This is a genomic window from Treponema parvum (genome assembly GCF_017893945.1).
Lineage (GTDB): Bacteria > Spirochaetota > Spirochaetia > Treponematales > Treponemataceae > Treponema_D > Treponema_D parvum_A.
Genome location: NZ_CP054257.1, coordinates 790125 through 805953 on the forward strand (window position 1 = coordinate 790125; position 15829 = coordinate 805953).

Annotated in this window: 15 protein-coding genes; 14 read left to right on the top strand and 1 reads right to left on the bottom strand. The window is 44.0% G+C overall.

Going from position 1 to position 15829, the window contains the following annotated elements; genetic code table 11:
* Nucleotides 1-36 precede the first annotated feature (36 nt).
* The 4 genes from map to HRI96_RS03605 all read left to right on the top strand — a co-directional run bounded on the left by map (nucleotide 37) and on the right by HRI96_RS03605 (nucleotide 5050).
* Nucleotides 37-792 (top strand): type I methionyl aminopeptidase, encoded by a 756-nt coding sequence (gene map, locus HRI96_RS03590; RefSeq protein WP_210118157.1) that lies wholly within the window; start codon nucleotides 37-39, stop codon nucleotides 790-792.
* Nucleotides 793-961: 169 nt separating this feature from the next.
* Entirely contained in the window at nucleotides 962-2329 is a 1368-nt protein-coding gene (locus tag HRI96_RS03595; RefSeq protein ID WP_210118608.1) for a citrate/2-methylcitrate synthase, read from the top strand.
* A gap of 41 nt (nucleotides 2330-2370) precedes the next feature.
* Nucleotides 2371-3207 (top strand): pseudouridine synthase, encoded by an 837-nt coding sequence (locus tag HRI96_RS03600; RefSeq protein WP_210118158.1) that lies wholly within the window; start codon nucleotides 2371-2373, stop codon nucleotides 3205-3207.
* 64 nt (nucleotides 3208-3271) lie between these two features.
* Nucleotides 3272-5050: a formate--tetrahydrofolate ligase gene (locus HRI96_RS03605; protein ID WP_256729287.1), complete on the top strand. Its 1779-nt coding sequence runs from the start codon at nucleotides 3272-3274 to the stop codon at nucleotides 5048-5050.
* A 50-nt stretch (nucleotides 5051-5100) separates the two neighbouring features.
* Here the strand turns inward: HRI96_RS03605 and thrH are convergent, their stop codons facing one another.
* Entirely contained in the window at nucleotides 5101-5727 is a 627-nt protein-coding gene (thrH, locus tag HRI96_RS03610) for a bifunctional phosphoserine phosphatase/homoserine phosphotransferase ThrH (RefSeq protein WP_210118159.1), read from the bottom strand.
* 343 nt (nucleotides 5728-6070) lie between these two features.
* Between thrH and HRI96_RS03615 the strand changes: the two genes are divergently transcribed.
* The 10 genes from HRI96_RS03615 (at nucleotide 6071) to HRI96_RS03660 (ending at nucleotide 15800) form a co-directional block, all read left to right on the top strand.
* Nucleotides 6071-7117, top strand: a complete 1047-nt coding sequence (locus HRI96_RS03615; protein ID WP_210118160.1) for a KamA family radical SAM protein — start codon at nucleotides 6071-6073, stop codon at nucleotides 7115-7117.
* A 153-nt stretch (nucleotides 7118-7270) separates the two neighbouring features.
* Nucleotides 7271-8536: a divergent polysaccharide deacetylase family protein gene (locus HRI96_RS03620; RefSeq protein ID WP_210118161.1), complete on the top strand. Its 1266-nt coding sequence runs from the start codon at nucleotides 7271-7273 to the stop codon at nucleotides 8534-8536.
* Between the two features lie 182 nt (nucleotides 8537-8718).
* On the top strand, nucleotides 8719-9771 hold the full coding sequence (locus HRI96_RS03625; protein ID WP_210118162.1) for a Fic family protein: 1053 nt from the start codon (nucleotides 8719-8721) through the stop codon (nucleotides 9769-9771).
* Nucleotides 9772-9913: 142 nt separating this feature from the next.
* The gene (locus HRI96_RS03630; protein WP_210118163.1) at nucleotides 9914-10174 is read left to right on the top strand and encodes a type II toxin-antitoxin system RelB/DinJ family antitoxin; all 261 of its coding nucleotides are present in this window, start codon (nucleotides 9914-9916) and stop codon (nucleotides 10172-10174) included.
* Nucleotides 10174-10440: a Txe/YoeB family addiction module toxin gene (locus HRI96_RS03635; protein ID WP_210118164.1), complete on the top strand. Its 267-nt coding sequence runs from the start codon at nucleotides 10174-10176 to the stop codon at nucleotides 10438-10440. Before HRI96_RS03630 ends, HRI96_RS03635 begins: the two co-directional genes overlap by 1 nt.
* Before the next feature lie 69 nt (nucleotides 10441-10509).
* The gene (tsaD, locus tag HRI96_RS03640) at nucleotides 10510-11526 is read left to right on the top strand and encodes a tRNA (adenosine(37)-N6)-threonylcarbamoyltransferase complex transferase subunit TsaD (protein WP_210118165.1); all 1017 of its coding nucleotides are present in this window, start codon (nucleotides 10510-10512) and stop codon (nucleotides 11524-11526) included.
* A gap of 106 nt (nucleotides 11527-11632) precedes the next feature.
* Nucleotides 11633-11998 (top strand): metal-dependent transcriptional regulator, encoded by a 366-nt coding sequence (locus HRI96_RS03645; protein WP_210118166.1) that lies wholly within the window; start codon nucleotides 11633-11635, stop codon nucleotides 11996-11998.
* 186 nt (nucleotides 11999-12184) lie between these two features.
* Complete coding sequence (locus HRI96_RS03650; protein ID WP_210118167.1) at nucleotides 12185-12754, top strand: DUF3793 family protein; 570 nt, start codon at nucleotides 12185-12187, stop codon at nucleotides 12752-12754.
* Between the two features lie 31 nt (nucleotides 12755-12785).
* Complete coding sequence (locus HRI96_RS03655) at nucleotides 12786-13199, top strand: flavodoxin (protein WP_210118168.1); 414 nt, start codon at nucleotides 12786-12788, stop codon at nucleotides 13197-13199.
* Between the two features lie 510 nt (nucleotides 13200-13709).
* Nucleotides 13710-15800, top strand: coding sequence for a methyl-accepting chemotaxis protein (locus HRI96_RS03660; protein ID WP_210118169.1), 2091 nt, complete (start codon nucleotides 13710-13712; stop codon nucleotides 15798-15800).
* The last annotated feature ends 29 nt before the right edge of the window (nucleotides 15801-15829 follow it).

The window sequence follows — 15829 nt, forward strand, 5'->3', positions numbered from 1 at the left end:
AAACTTTTTAACGGCGATGCGAATTTCGGAGGTATTATGATCCGTTTAAAAAACGATAAAGAAATCGAAGGCATACGTAAATCCTGCCGTCTGCTTGCAGACATGTTTAAAGTTGTCATACCTGAAGTTAAAGAAGGAATTTCAACGAAGAGGATCGACGATCTTTGCAAACATTTTATTCTCGATCACGGAGGAAAACCTGCGTGGTATCAGGAAGACTTTCCGGGCGCCGCCTGCGTGAGCGTAAACGAGGAAGTTATTCACGGAGTGCCGTCTAACAAAAAAATTATCCGTGACGGCGACATCGTTTCGATAGATGTGGGTATAAATTTAAACGGCTTTATAAGCGATTCGTCGCATACCGTTATGGTGGGAAACGTAAAACCGCAGGTAAAAAAACTTGTGGAAGTTACCGGAGAATGCCTTGCCGCGGGAATCGCCGCCTGCATCGCCGGCAACAGAATTCACGACATCTCAAAGGCCGTGTACGATATTGCCCGGAAACACGGCTACGGAGTAGTTTACGAATACTGCGGACACGGCGTGGGGCTTGACGTTCACGAGGATCCGAACATTCCGAATGTTCCCGGAGGAGGAGCGAACCCGCGCATTCAGCCGGGAATGGTGCTTGCCATTGAACCTATGATAAACCTTGGGACGGATGACGTTATTCTGGATGAAAAAACCGGCTGGACGGTTGTTACCGCTGACGGTCTTCCGTCTGCGCACGAAGAACATACGGTCGCAGTCTTTTCCGATCACACTGAAATTTTGTCGGACTTGGGACTGTAAACTCAGGCTTTAAAATGGGGCGGGAATTTTATGCGGAACGTGTCCGGCAAAATTGTCAATATACTTGCATTTTTGATGTTAAAAATTGTATAATTATAATAGTTTATTAAAGTCTATGCATAAATATACGTGAGTTTGTGTGTTTTAGGCGCGGCCTTTGCCTGTGCCGATGGAGTTGCTTTTGAAAAAGAAAAATGCCGAATTGTTAAGAAAATTTTCCGTTCTGTCCGAAAAAAATTCCCCGATAAACCCCGATCTTTATGAAAAATACGATGTAAAAAGGGGCCTTCGCTATGCTAACGGAACCGGCGTGTGCGTGGGGCTTACGCGGATAGGCGACGTAGTGGGATATGAGATCGTAAACGGAAAAAAAATCGCAGTTCCCGGAAAACTCCTGTACCGCGGATACGACGTGATCGACATTATTAAAGACGCTGAAAAACATAAACAGTTCGGCTATGCGCAGTGCGTGTATCTTTTACTCTTCGGCGAACTTCCTACTCAAAAGCAGCTTGACGAATTCAGCGGTCTTTTAAGTTCCATAAGAAATCTGCCTCCGAATTTTACCGAAGACATGATAATGAAGGCTCCGTCAAGCGACATAATGAACAAGATGGCGCGCGGAGTGCTCGCAAGCTATTCCTACGATCCGGATCCTGAAAACCGCTCGCTGGAAAACGTTTTGCGCCAGTGTCTTGAACTCATTGCTCGTTTTTCGTCGCTTGCCGCCTACGCTTACCAGGCGAAAAGACGTTTTTATGACGGAAAGAGCATGTACATACACAACACAAAGGCCGGGCTTTCCACCGCGGAAAATTTTCTGCGACTCATAAGAAACGACAAGGAATACACTCCGCTTGAAGCGCATATACTTGACCTTTCGCTCATAGTCCATGCGGAGCACGGCGGCGGCAATAATTCGAGTTTAACGGTACACGTAGTGTCTTCTACGGACACGGATACATATTCGGCCATCGCCGCCGCCGTGGGTTCTTTAAAAGGAAGGCGACACGGCGGAGCCAACATCCGCGTTATGGAAATGATGGACGATATTAAGGCGAACGTAAAAGATTGGAGCGATGAAAATGCCGTCCGCAGCTATCTTTATAAAATTGCGACAAAAGAAGCCTTTGACAGGACCGGCTTGATCTACGGCATGGGGCACGCTGTGTACACGATAAGCGATCCTCGCGCCGTTATAATGCGCGACAAGGCGAAGTTTTTAGCGGAAGAAAAAGGAATGCTCGACGAGTATAATCTTTACCTCCTTATCGAAAAGCTCGCGCCCGAAATTCTTTATGAAATTCACAGCGGCGAAAAACGGATCTGCACTAACGTTGATTTTTTCAGCGGTTTTATATACGAAATGTTGAATATTCCGAGGGAATTATTTACGCCGATTTTCGCCGTTTCCCGCATTGCGGGCTGGTCTGCGCATCGTATCGAAGAGATGATCGCCTGCGGAAGAATTTACCGCCCTGCGTATCAGAGCGTATGCGAAGTTAGAAAATTTATTCCCATGGAAGACCGTAAATAAGACGGTAAAAATACTGCAATCGATAGTAGCGGCGGCAAATAATGGCGTCAAATGTTGAACGGCTGGACAAGTTTTTAGCTAACAATTCTTTCGGTACCCGTAAAGACGTAAAAAAAATTATCCGATCCGGCGCAGTCAAAATCAACGGCAATGTCGTTACGGATCGTTCTTTTCATTTGGATCCTTTAAAAGACAATGTCCTTGTTGAAAACGAGCCTGTTTTTGCAAGAGAATTCGTTTATCTCATGATGAATAAGGCGGCAGGTTTTGTAAGCGCTAAGAGCGATAAAAGATACAAGACCGTCTTTGATCTGCTTGACGAAAAATACCGCAGCGCCAAAGAATTTGACGCCCTGCACACCGTCGGGCGGCTGGACTTGGACACGGAAGGACTTTTACTCTTTACAACCGACGGAAGTCTCACTCATTTTCTTATTTCGCCCAAATCGCATATAGACAAAACTTATTTGGTATTTCTAAAAGAAAAGATGACGGCGGATGAAAAATCCGAGTGTATAAAACGTTTTGCGGCAGGCATACACATTGTCGGTGAAGACAATGAAGGCGAGGCCGATTGCGCTCCTGCAAAGGCGGAATTTATTGAAAAAGAAAAAGCTTTTGTGCTTGCCGGCAGCGTTGCCGCTTCAGCTTCCGCCTCCAATGAATTTTCTTTGCTTACGATCCACGAAGGAAAATACCATCAGGTAAAACGTATGTTTTGTGCGCTCTCCAATACGGTTGTCTATCTTAAGCGCCTTTCGATCGGCAATCTTCATCTTGATCCTTCGCTTAAACCGGGCGAATATCGAGAGCTCACCGCGGAAGAAGCGGAGTTCTTAAAGTCTTGCAGAGTAAAAAAATCCTGCGGCACGGAGTAAAATCTATGAGGCAATGCCGGTGTATACAAGACTTTTCAAAGTTTTTACAATAAGGTTTGTAATTATGGGAGGATGTATGCTGTCGGATATTGAAATCGCTCACAAGGCAAAGATAAAACCTATAACGGAAATTGCAAAAAAGATCGGAATCGATGAGTCGTCTTTGGATTTATACGGCCCGTATAAGGCAAAAATTTCTATGGAGGAATTGCTCGCGCTTCAATCCAAGGCCGCCGCAGCCGGTATCGCTTCGTCTTCCGAAACCGGCGATAAAACCGGTAAAACTTCACAAAAAGATTTCGTTTCGCCCGTATCTGCGTCTTCTTCCAGATGCGGAAAACTCATTCTTGTGACGGCTATTACGCCTACTCCTGCAGGGGAAGGGAAATCCACGGTTTCTATAGGACTCGGCGACGGTCTTTCCAGGATCGGCAAGCGTTCCGTGATCGCCATTCGAGAACCTTCGCTGGGGCCTTGCTTCGGCGTAAAGGGCGGCGCGTGCGGCGGAGGTTACGCCCAGATAGTTCCGATGGAAGACATAAACCTGCATTTCACTGGCGATATCCACGCAATAACTGCGGCAAATAACCTTATAGCCGCCTTGGTCGACAATCACATTCATCAGGGAAATGAATTAAGAATAGATCCTGCAACGATTTCTTGGAAGCGCTGTATGGACTTGAATGACCGCTCGCTTAGAAACATCGTTATAGGTTTGGGCGGAAAGGTAAACGGAATCCCTCGGGAAGATCATTTTTTAATTTCCGTAGCAAGTGAAATAATGGCAATAATCTGCCTTTCACGCAGTATATCCGAACTGAAAACGCGGCTCGGTAGCATTGTGATAGGGCGCAATTATGACGGCAAACCCGTTACGTTCGGACAGCTCAAATGCGTAGGTGCAGCCGCTGCCTTGCTCAAAGACGCCGTAAGGCCGAACCTTGTGCAAACCCTTGAAGGAACTCCGGCCTTCGTGCACGGCGGGCCTTTTGCAAACATCGCGCACGGCTGCAACAGCGTAAACGCCACGCTTTGCGCTCTCGCATCAAGCGACTATACGGTTACTGAAGCCGGATTCGGAGCCGATCTCGGAGCTGAAAAATTCTTTGACATAAAATGCAGGATCGCAGGTCTTAAACCTTCCGCCGTCGTAATAGTCGCAACGATACGTGCCCTTAAAATGCACGGCGGCTCCGATAAAAGCGAGCTTTCAAAACCCAATACGGCCGCTCTTTCCGGCGGATTTGAAAATCTTCTTACTCATATAAAAAATGTTGAAAAATACGGCGTTCCTTCCGTTGTCGCCGTAAATAAATTTGCCGCCGATACGGAAGAAGAAATTGCTCTGCTTAAAGAACTGTGCGAAAAAAACGGCGTATCCGCAGTACTGTGCGAAAGCTGGGAAAAAGGCGGTGCCGGAGCCGAAGAACTTGCCCGGGCGGTAGTCAAACTGTGCGACGAAAAATCTGATTTTCATTGTTTATACGAATCCTGCCTTCCCCTTGAGGACAAGATCGAATGCATAGCGACACGGATCTATCGTGCCGGAAAGGTAGACATCGCTCCTTCGGCTGCAAAAAAGTTAAAACAGTTTACGGAAGACGGTTTCGGAAATCTTCCCGTCTGCATAGCCAAAACTCAGAATTCCATAAGCCACGACCCCGCTCTCATATGTGCGCCTAAAGGATTTACTTTTCCGATCAGAGACGTTCAGCTTTGCGCCGGCGCGGGGTTTGTGGTTGCTCTTGCGGGCGACATAATGACCATGCCGGGATTGCCTAAAATGCCCGCGGCTTTAAACATCGACGTCGACGACAACGGCATAATATCCGGTTTATTTTAGCGAGATATTGAGGCGTTTAAAAACGCAGCGTGTCAAATTTCAAAAGCACTTTATACAAAAGGCTTCATTCTTCCATCTTCCATCGCGTTTTTTATAGCGTTAAGAAGGTCGCCGTATTGCGTAAATGCGGGAATTCCGGGGTTTTCGGCGATGATCTTTTCCGTAGAACGGAATAAAAAGCCCGCCTTTGAAGCCTTTATCATAGCAAGGTCGTTAAAGGAATCTCCTGCAGCAATCGTGTCAAGACCGGCGGATTGCAGAGCTCTCACTGTCTCATATTTACCGTTTGCCTTTCTAAGTTTATAGCCGGTTATTTCGCCGTCGGGAGCAACCGTAAGAGTGTTGCAGAAGATCGTCGGGTATCCCAGTTTTTTCATCAGCGGCCATGCGAACTGTGTAAAAGTGTCGCTTAGTATTATCACTTGTGCGAAACTTCTGAGTTCGTTCATAAATTCAATTGCGCCTTTTAGAGGATCGATTTTTTGAATCGTCGCCTGAATTTCTTTCAGCCCCAAGCCTTTTTCTTTTAAAATTTTAAGACGGAATTTCATTAATTTGTCGTAATCCGGCTCGTCGCGGGTAGTCCGCTTGAGTTCGGGGATTCCCGTTTCTTCCGAAAAAGCTATCCAAATTTCCGGTACCAAAACGCCTTCAAGATCAAGACAAGTTACAAACATATTATTCTCCGTAAATGCGGCGTTGCAGAAAATATCAATTTTCGAAAACGCCGCATTCGTGCGCGTGAGCCGCAACAAGCGCGTAAGCGCGAAGTTTCGAGCGGCGCACAGTTTAAATAAATGAGTTTTCGAGAAAACTCAAAGTTAAAAGCCGCTGCGCCTACACAGCAGTGGCTTTTAAACATTCTCCATAAAATATTGCTAATTATAACCTGTCGACGATATTTATTCAATTTGGCGCATTTGGATTTAGATTTTTACTTGAGAAAATACGTCTGGCGCTTCGAGCGCCGCGTTTGCCGCTTATTTGCTAAAATGCCGTATTCTTACTATACTCGTTTTAATGACAAGCTCTCCGAATGAAAACAAAATGCCTCTTCTTGTTTCATCGCATTATAAACTCGTTCTAAAGCGGTTATCCGATGCGGAAGAAGAAGAATACCTTAAGGCTATGCGGCGGCAGGTTTTTTATTCGGATAAAGAAGACTCTGTCTTGCCTTATGAAATTTCAGATCCGCTCGGCGCATGCAAATTTCAAGTGACAAAACGCGCAGTGCATCAATATAAAAATCGAATACTTTTGCTTACCACAGGAAAATGTTTTTCAAATTGCCGTTATTGTTTTCGCAGGGACTCTTCGATAAGGGGCGAAGGTTTTATTCCCACCGAAGAAATCGAAAATGTGTGCGCCTATGTCAAAAATCATCCTGAAGTGCAGGAAATTCTGCTTTCAGGCGGCGATTGTCTTACCGCTAGTGATAATGAACTTTTTGATCTCATCGGTTTGCTGCGCTCGGCGCGAGCTTCGCCGACTAATACTTGCTCTTCCGGCGAACTTCTTATCCGCATATGCACCCGCGCCCCCGTTTTTGCGCCGGAACGTTTTACTTCTTCTTTGATCTCCATGCTTCAAAGTTTAAGACCTCTGTGGCTCATCCCTCACATAAATCACCCAGCTGAAATAGATCCCAAATACTCGCCTGAAACCGTCCTTGTTCTAAAAAGGCTTATAGATTCGGGAATTCCGGTGCAGTCTCAAACGGTTTTGCTACGCGGCGTAAACGACAGTGTGGAAATTCTTTCAAAACTTTTTCACGGACTTACTCTGCTTGGCGTTCGTCCCGGCTATTTGTTTCAGGGCGACTTGGTTCCCGGAACGGCGCATTTCCGTGTGCCGATAGAAAACGGAATCTCATTGTATGAAAAACTTCGTAAAGAGTTGTCAGGACTTTCTACTCCCGTCTATGCCGTTGATTTACCGGGCGGCGGCGGCAAGATAAATTTGCTCCGTTTTGCTTCCGATCTTACGCATTTTCAGATTATAAAAGGCGAAAAAGATTATAAAATAAAAGATGAGGACGGCAATGTCTGGTCTTATCCTATAGAATGAAATTTATATTCACCCTAGTGCAGCTGCGGCGAACTGCAGAGCGCTGCCCGGAGTATAAGCCTTATATTCATCTTAGGGCGGATTGTGCCGAAACTGTCTCATAATGGACATGAAAGTATAAAAATCATAAAATGTTTTACATAAACGCGCCGCATGCTTGATGGCTGCGTCGTTACGGCGCCTCTAAAAACTATGGCAAAAAAAAGATCGTTTTTAAAAAAGACTAAGGTTAAATTGTCCGCTTCAAAGATAATACTCCTTACGGCGATAATAACGGCCGTCTGTGTCGCAATGCTGGTTTTCAGCGTATTATTTTCTGCTGGGGCCGCAAGATTTTCCAAATCCGCTGACGGCAGCCGCTCTGAAGTTTCATCTGCGCTCGAAGGGCCGCCGTCCGACGCCGCGCCGCCTGAAAAAAACAATGAGAAACCCGGCGTGCCGCCCCAGTCTTCCCGCGGTACTGCTGCTTCCTTATCCGGCGATCTTAAGTCAGACAGTGTAAAACCTGCTCCGAAAGTTTTAAAAAATGAGGCGGATAAACTTTCTCACGGCACGGCGCCCGTACCCGCGACAAATAAGTCGCCCGGTACGCCGCCTGTTTCCTCACCGAACAAGTCTTCCGGCACACAGGCTGATTCTATGTCAAGTAAGTCTCAAAACACCGCCGTGCTCGCTTCCGGCCGTAAAGATCGCGCCGTCGCCGATTCGGTTAAAGAAAAAGAATTTGACATTCCTTCCGCCGTTGGGAATCCCGTTCTGGTTTTTGTATTTGACGACGGCGGACAAAACCTTTCTCAGCTTGAAAAATGTCTTTCGATTCCTTTTCCGATCACTGTTGCGGTTTTGCCTAGCCTCGTCCATTCCGTCGAAAGCGCTCGCCGCGTACGTGACTCAGGCCATGAACTGATCTTACATCAGCCCATGCAGGCCTTGGATCTTTCGGTAAATCCCGGGCCCGGTGCAATTCTTCCTCAAATGGGCACGGACGACGTTATGGACATAATTTTTAAAAACATCGCTCAGATCGGACCTGTGGCCGGTTTTAACAACCACGAAGGTTCTCTCATAATGGAAAATAAGATTTTGGTCGTCGCCGTCCTTGAAGCCGCCGTCCAGGCGGACGTGTTTTTTCTCGATTCCAGGACAACTGCTTCTTCTCAAGCGGCTCAGGCTGCGCTCGAATTGGGCGTGAGCATTTACAGCCGTGATATTTTTTTGGATAATATACGCACCAGAGAAAATATTATCGCTGAGCTTTTGAAAGGTCTTGCGATCGCCAATAAAAAGGGTAATTGCATTATGATAGGTCACGTGTGGGCTGCCGAACTTCTTCCCGATATTTTAAAAGAATTATATCCCTTGCTTGTAAAAAAAGGGTACCGTTTTTCGGTTGTGTCGAAGTCCGGCGCCGAACGATGACAGACATATTACGGCGGCGGCAGATTTTCACGCCGTTTTTTTGTCCTAAGGCCGCAGATTCAAGTCCTATTTCTGTTAAACTGTAAATCTTCTATGTCATTAACTTGTTCTCTATGTCATTTTGTGCTATCATGACATAAAGAGCGCGTTTTTGGACAGAGAGACAAAATAAGTAAATTACTATGCATAATTTTGAATACGAAGAAAATGCTAAAAGATTACTGACGCCTGAAATCGTTCAGCTTTTAAGTTCAATTTATGAACACAAAGGCAGGCAACAATTATTTGTGGAAGCTAAAAAGGATGAATTACATACTTTAATGGATATTGCGAAAATTCAAAGTACGAAATCATCAAACAGAATTGAAGGTATTTATACAACTGATAAAAGACTTGAAGAATTAATGTCTCAAAAATCACAACCGCGAAATAGAAATGAACAGGAAATTTCCGGTTATAGAGATGTTCTTGCTACAATCCATGAAAATTATGATTACATTTCTCCTACATCAAATATTATTCAGCAGCTGCACAGAGATTTATATTCATACAACAAGAACGGGTTTGGAGGAAAATTTAAATCAAGCGACAATATAATTGCCGAAACGGATAATAACGATATTCAAAAAGTCAGATTTGCGCCGGTTCCCGCTTATGAAACGGAAGAAGCTGTGCGTCAAATGACGGAAAATTTCTTAAAATCTTGGAACAGTAACAAAACGGATAGACTGCTCTTAATCCCGCTATTTGTTTTGGATTTTTTATGTATTCATCCCTTTGACGATGGAAACGGACGAATGAGCAGACTTCTTACACTTCTCTTGTTTTATAGAGCAGGATTTATTGCGGGAAAATACATAAGCATTGAAATGCTCATTGAAAATTCCAAAGAAACATATTATGAGGCTTTACAGGATTGCTCTTCGGGCTGGCATGAAAATACCAATTCTTATGAAGCTTTTGTAAGATATTATTTTGGAATTTTAATAAAAGCTTACAATGAATTTGAAAATCGTGTCGAATATCTTTCTTCCGCCAAAATTTCAAAGCCGGAACGAGTAAAAAATCTTATTCAAAATACGGTTGGTAAGATAAATAAGAGGGAAATTCTCGAAAAATGTCCGGACATAAGTAAAAAGACCGTTGAGCGCGCTTTAGCGGATTTGGTAAAGCAGGATTTAATTGAAAAGGTCGGCGCAAGTTCTGCAACAGCTTACGTTTGGATTCAAAAATAGGTTTTGTACAAAAACTTTATTTATTTTGAGAATTAGTTTTTGACTGAAAGCGATATTAAAAATAATAAATTAAATTTTTAACAGGCAGGATAGGTTGTTTTTTAGTAGTTTGTGTAGTATAATGTAGTAAGAGGTATTAAAAATGACTACAATATCAGCAAAAATTACATATGATGATAAAATAAGTTTTGAGCGGATATGTGATTCTATGGGAATCAATATTTCTTCGGCTATAAATTCTTTTGTAAAGGCAACAATTCGGGAAAATGGTCTGCCCTTTGCACTGAAAGCATCCGAAGATCCATATATTTATTCGGAAGAAAATATGAAATATTTGCGTAAAAGTATAAATCAGATTGAAAACGGAATAGGTCAAATTCATGAATTGAAGGAAATTGATTGATGGTAAAAGTTTGGTCTGATATTGCATGGAAAGATTATTGTGAACTTTTTAATAAGCATCAACAAAAATTGATAAAAACTACGCATGATTTAATTAAAGATATTGAAAGAAATGGCATTGATAAAGGAAAAGGCGAACCTGAGCCGTTAAAGCATGAATTATCAGGGTATTGGAGCAGAAGAATGGATACGGCAAACCGACTTGTATATAAAGTTGAAGATAATAAATTATATATTGTTCAGTGCGGTACACAAACTATCTGTTGACTGCTGAAGTTTAAGTCTTTATAATATAAATACTTATAATTTTGTTAGAATGTTGGGAATAGAACATATATGAAAATTTTAGGAATAGAATCGTCCTGCGACGAAACGGCGGCCGCCGTTGTCGAAGACGGGCAAAAAATACTGAGCAATGTGGTAGCTACGCAGATACCCTTCCATGAAGTTTATAACGGCGTCGTGCCCGAAATTGCAAGCCGTAAACACGCCGAGTGGATTCTTCCCGTAGTGCGGCAAGCCGTAAAAGAAGCCGGTCTCTGCCTAAACGATATTGACGCAGTCGCGGCGACAAATCGTCCCGGCCTTATGGGGTCGCTGCTCGTAGGCCTTACTTTCGGAAAAACCCTCGCATGGGCGGGCGGCAAGCCGTTTATCGCCGTAAATCACATGCTGGGGCACCTGTACGCAGCTCATCTTGTACAGCAAATAAACTATCCGTATTTGGGGCTTTTAGTTTCCGGCGGACATACGATTATATGTAAGGTTTTAAATTTTGACGAACTTGAAATTCTCGGAACGACGATTGACGATTCCGTGGGCGAAGCCTTCGACAAGGTTGCGAAATTTTACGGGCTCGGGTACCCCGGCGGCGTTATTATAGACAAACTTGCAAAAAACGGCTCTATGGAGGCCGCGCATTTTCCCATTCCTAAAATCGACAAGGGCGAACACCGCTACGATGTTTCCTTTAGCGGACTCAAGACTGCCGTAATTCACCAGCGCGATATGTTTTGGAACGATTCCTATGAAAAAACGGCGGAAAACATGTGTGCGGCTTTTCAAGAGACGGCCTGCCGAACAATAACAAGCCGCCTTTTCCGCGCCGTAGAAGACACGGGAATTTCTACCGTGGTCGCAGGCGGCGGCGTTGCGGCAAATTCGCGCTTACGCGCCTTGCTTGCGGAAAAAAAAGGGCTTAACTGTATATTTCCGCCTTTAAACCTTTGCGGCGACAACGGCGCGATGATCGCAGGCGTTGCGTATCACTTTCTTAAACGCGGCGACAGGAGCGGTTGGAATACGACAGCCAGCGCCCGCATTCCTCAGTTTAAACGCGGACTAAAGCGGTAAGCTCGGTTTATCGGTTGTCCTGAGCTTCCCAAATGCGTCTGTAAAATTGCAGTTTTCAAAAATTGTGATATAATTAATGAGAATGAAACAAATATTGGAGTTTTGAATGTATGAATCCCGAGAAGATTATCTTGAGACAGTATTGATGCTTCAGCAGCAGAACGGCTTTGTCCGTTCCGTAGATATCGCAAATCATTTGAAAGTCTCAAAGCCCAGCGTGAGCCGTGCGATGGATATACTTTCCGAAAGCGGATACATCACGTTTGGGCTCGGAAATATGATAAAGCTTACGGAAGAAGGCGAAAAAAAAGCCCGGTCGGTTTACGGCCGGCATATCATGCTCACGGATTTTTTTGTAAAGATAACGGGCGTATCCCGAGAACAGGCTGAAGAAAACGCCTGCCGCGTAGAACACGCTATCGACCGTGATATTGAAAATGGCATTCGTAAATGGCTTGAAGAAAATAAGTGACGCACGGCTGTGCGGCCGAAAACCTGAGAAAACTGAAAATCATAATTTAATGCAATGCTCAAATTTTATCATCTCAAAATTGAACCGAAATATTAAAAAAATATCAAAAAAGTATTGACATCTAACTAAAGTTTGTGTATGCTAACTCCAGTGGCTTGAATGTTTTTCAGCGCCGATGGGGTTGGGATGTCTTTAGAGCAGGTAGTCATATGTCATTGCGGCCCCGTCTTAACGGGAATAAAGGTCGCAAATCTTATAAGCTGTTCTTTAAAAGATTTTCCCGATTTGGAAAACGATATAGCCGCTCTTAAAAGCAGGTGTGCGTCCTTCGATTTGGAATGCAGAATCATATGCAGATATCCTGATTTTTTTCTGGTATTTGTATATAACCGATGCGAGTTGGAAACCGTTTTTAAGGATACGGATATTTTTAAATACATGAAGAGATTGGGATATAAGATGGACGGCGTTGAGTCCCTTATAGATCAGTTGTCATTGTGTTTGAAAATACGGAAGACCTTTCCGCATGAGATCGGCTTATTCTTAGGCTATCCTTTAGAGGATGTCGAGGGGTTCACTGAAAACTGCGGTAAGAATTTTAAGATTTCAGGCTATTGGAAGGTCTACGGCGACATGGAAAGGGCTATGGCCGTTTTTAAGCAATACGATTGCTGCCGTGAAAAATGCCTGATGATGGCCGTAAAAGGCTTTTGTATAGAAGACGTTATCCGCTCTGCGGATTTAAAATTTGCTTAATAGTTCAATTTGTAGTTTAAGGAGAAATGGAATGAGTAAGGTTGCTATCGTTTATGCAAGTACTACGGGGAATACCGAAGCTATGGCAAACGCCATAAAGGAAGGCGCAGGCGCGGCTGATATTTTTACGGCGTCCGACACGAGCGCCGACGCTCTCGCCGGATACGATGTTTTGATTCTCGGAAGCCCCGCTATGGGCGCCGAAGTGCTTGAGGATTCTATGGAAGCTCTTTTCAGCGACCTTGAAGGAAAGATCGCCGGTAAAAAAGTCGCCTTGTTCGGTTCTTACGATTGGGGTGACGGACAGTGGCTCAGAGACTGGGCTGACCGCGTAAAAGCTGCGGGTGCGGTTTTAATAGGCGAGCCCTTACAGATCCAGCTGACTCCGGACGACAGCGGACTTGAATCTTGCCGTGCTTTCGGCAAGGCTGCCGCATCTGCATGATAATTTTTGGGATAAGTTTCTTGTATACAGTTTTCAGATACGGTCTTCGTTGAAGATCGTGTCGACAGCAAGTGCTCCTACTTGCAAGTCATGTCAAAATGTTTCCCGCGTTTTGAGGGAGATCTGCTATTACCGTCGCAGGTCTCCCTTTTTTTATGCTTTGCCGGTTTTTGCATTCGAAAGCCGCCGCTATGTATGCCGCTGCATAAAAGTAAATTGCGTAAAAACGCTTTTATGATTTGTGAAAATCAAAAACTTTCTTTTCATATCATATACTACGTGGTATACTATTATGAAATCAGGAGAATATAATTGAAATTTTCCAAATTGATTGCCAATCCGTTTATCTCCCGCACACACAACAAAAAAAATACGCCCTGCAGCAGCTCGAAAAGTAATTATGATAATTTAATCTCCTCCTGCACCCAAAAATTATCAAACCTTGATTTATGGATACGACAACTTTATTACAAATTATAAATATAAGAATCTTTATTTTGGAGGCTTTATATGAAAAAGAGATTTTCCTTGCGTTACAAACTCATCATCATCTTCGGTCTTTTAATAGCTTTAGCATCAGCATTTGAAATTTTGCTTGCAGTCCTTTCGGCTAGAAAAGCGGTCATTGAAAAGGTGGAAACGCACTTAGTCGATAAAGCAACCGATGTTTCAAGAATAATAGACGGCCGCATTACGTCGTTTTGGCAATTCCTTGAAGGTATCGCCCAGATGCCTGCATTGCGGAGTAACGAAACATCGTATTTGGAAAAGGCGGTGTTAGTAAAAGAACTCGCTGATAAAAATGATACTTTTCAAGCACTCAATATTGTCAGTAAAAATGGAATCGGTTATTTAGCCGACGGGCGGACGAGCGATATTTCTTCAGCGGCTTGGTTTAAAGACTATCATGGAAAACCGCTGATTTGCGAACCGTTTGTGTCTTTTATCAACGATAAAATGGTTATCATTATTGCTGTTCCGATTTATGATGATAATAATCAAGCAAACGATATACTTGCTGCAACAATCGACGGCTTATGGCTTACCGAACAAATTGACAATATTGTCGTCGGCAAAACGGGCAATTGTTACATTATGGGCAACGGCGGCACTATTATAGCCGATAAAGATTCCGAGCTGATTAAAAGCCAAGCAAACATTATCGAACAGGCAAAAACGAACGAAACGCTTGCTTCGACAGCCGTTTTTTTGGAACACGTTTTGGACACCGATGAAAGTGAAATAGGCTACTACACATACGAAGGTGAGTCTTACATAGCTTCTTTTGCGACAATGCAGACTACCGATTGGTCGGTTATTATCCGTGCGCCGGTTAATGAATTTATGGGGACGATCACTACATTGCGTTTTTCAATGATAGGAAGCGGTGCGATTATTTTAGTTGCCGCGCTCATTATCATTTATTTCGTTGCACGTGCTATTATCAAACCGATATCCATCGCCGTAAATGCTCTAAAAGACATTGCACAGGGAGAAGGAGATTTAACAGTAAGGCTTGCCGTAGCTGGCAACGATGAAATTACCGATATGGCCGAATACTTTAATCAGACTATAACTAAGATCGGATCGTCAATTAAAACGGTGGGCGAAAACAGCAGAGTCATGGAAGAGATAGGAAACGAGCTCGCCGGCAATATGACTCAAACCGCAAGCGCAGTTCACCAAATAAGCGCTAATATTGACGGCGTAAAGCAGCAGGCTCTAACACAATCCGCGAGCGTTACCGAAACCGCCGCCACGATAGAAGAAATAGTCCGCACGATAAATCAATTGAATTCAAGCATCGAAAATCAGTCTGCCAGCGTCACGGAGTCTTCTTCGGCGATCGAGCAGATGGTGGGCAACATAGCGTCCATAGGTCAGACGCTTGAAAAAACCGACAACGTGATTAAAACCCTTGCAGACGCAACCGCAGACGGCAAAAATACGGTTATTAATTCAAACAGCATAACTCAAAAGGTCGCCGAAGAATCGGGCAGCTTAATTGAAGCGAGTACGGTTATTCAGAACATAGCTTCACAGACGAATCTGCTTGCGATGAATGCGGCGATCGAAGCCGCTCATGCGGGCGAAGCCGGTAAAGGCTTTGCCGTTGTCGCCGATGAAATTCGTAAGCTCGCCGAAGATTCTGCCGAACACGGTAAGACGATAACGAACACTCTTAAAACTCTTTCAAATGAAATAGAAGCTCTATCCGATTCATCCAAAACCGCAGAAGAAAAGTTCAACACTATTTTCAACTTAGCGGAACAGGTAAAGACAATGAGCGACCGCGTAACGGAAGCCATGCAAGAGCAGGAAAACGGCAGCAAAGAAATACTTGCCGCAATCAGAGACATAAATACCGTAACCGTAGAAGTAAAACAGGGTTCTGAGGAGATGCTTAAGGGCGGTGAAGGTGTCGCTCAAGAGATGCGAAAGCTGGAAGAGCTGACAAGAGTTATCACAGAGAGCATGAACGAAATGGCCGCAGGCGCCATTCAGATAAACAACGCCGTACAGGAAGTAAACGAAATCTCTCAAAAAAATAAGGCGAGCATTCAGAACTTAACCGGGGAAGTCGGAAAGTTTAAGGTGTAAACTCTGTATTCATACTAGTTGGGGCGTTT

Bases quoted from the DNA above. Each gene is read 5' to 3' on its own strand.
- HRI96_RS03615 (WP_210118160.1), top strand. From the start codon at position 6,071: ATGACAAGCTCTCCGAATGAAAACAAAATGCCTCTTCTTGTTTCATCG.
- tsaD (WP_210118165.1), top strand. From the start codon at position 10,510: ATGAAAATTTTAGGAATAGAATCGTCCTGCGACGAAACGGCGGCCGCC.
- HRI96_RS03605 (WP_256729287.1), top strand. From the start codon at position 3,272: ATGGGAGGATGTATGCTGTCGGATATTGAAATCGCTCACAAGGCAAAG.
- HRI96_RS03635 (WP_210118164.1), top strand. From the start codon at position 10,174: ATGGTAAAAGTTTGGTCTGATATTGCATGGAAAGATTATTGTGAACTT.
- HRI96_RS03620 (WP_210118161.1), top strand. From the start codon at position 7,271: ATGCTTGATGGCTGCGTCGTTACGGCGCCTCTAAAAACTATGGCAAAA.
- HRI96_RS03595 (WP_210118608.1), top strand. From the start codon at position 962: ATGGAGTTGCTTTTGAAAAAGAAAAATGCCGAATTGTTAAGAAAATTT.
- HRI96_RS03655 (WP_210118168.1), top strand. From the start codon at position 12,786: ATGAGTAAGGTTGCTATCGTTTATGCAAGTACTACGGGGAATACCGAA.
- HRI96_RS03660 (WP_210118169.1), top strand. From the start codon at position 13,710: ATGAAAAAGAGATTTTCCTTGCGTTACAAACTCATCATCATCTTCGGT.
- HRI96_RS03625 (WP_210118162.1), top strand. From the start codon at position 8,719: ATGCATAATTTTGAATACGAAGAAAATGCTAAAAGATTACTGACGCCT.
- HRI96_RS03600 (WP_210118158.1), top strand. From the start codon at position 2,371: ATGGCGTCAAATGTTGAACGGCTGGACAAGTTTTTAGCTAACAATTCT.
- map (WP_210118157.1), top strand. From the start codon at position 37: ATGATCCGTTTAAAAAACGATAAAGAAATCGAAGGCATACGTAAATCC.
- HRI96_RS03630 (WP_210118163.1), top strand. From the start codon at position 9,914: ATGACTACAATATCAGCAAAAATTACATATGATGATAAAATAAGTTTT.
- HRI96_RS03650 (WP_210118167.1), top strand. From the start codon at position 12,185: ATGTCTTTAGAGCAGGTAGTCATATGTCATTGCGGCCCCGTCTTAACG.
- HRI96_RS03645 (WP_210118166.1), top strand. From the start codon at position 11,633: ATGTATGAATCCCGAGAAGATTATCTTGAGACAGTATTGATGCTTCAG.
- thrH (WP_210118159.1), bottom strand. From the start codon at position 5,727: ATGTTTGTAACTTGTCTTGATCTTGAAGGCGTTTTGGTACCGGAAATT.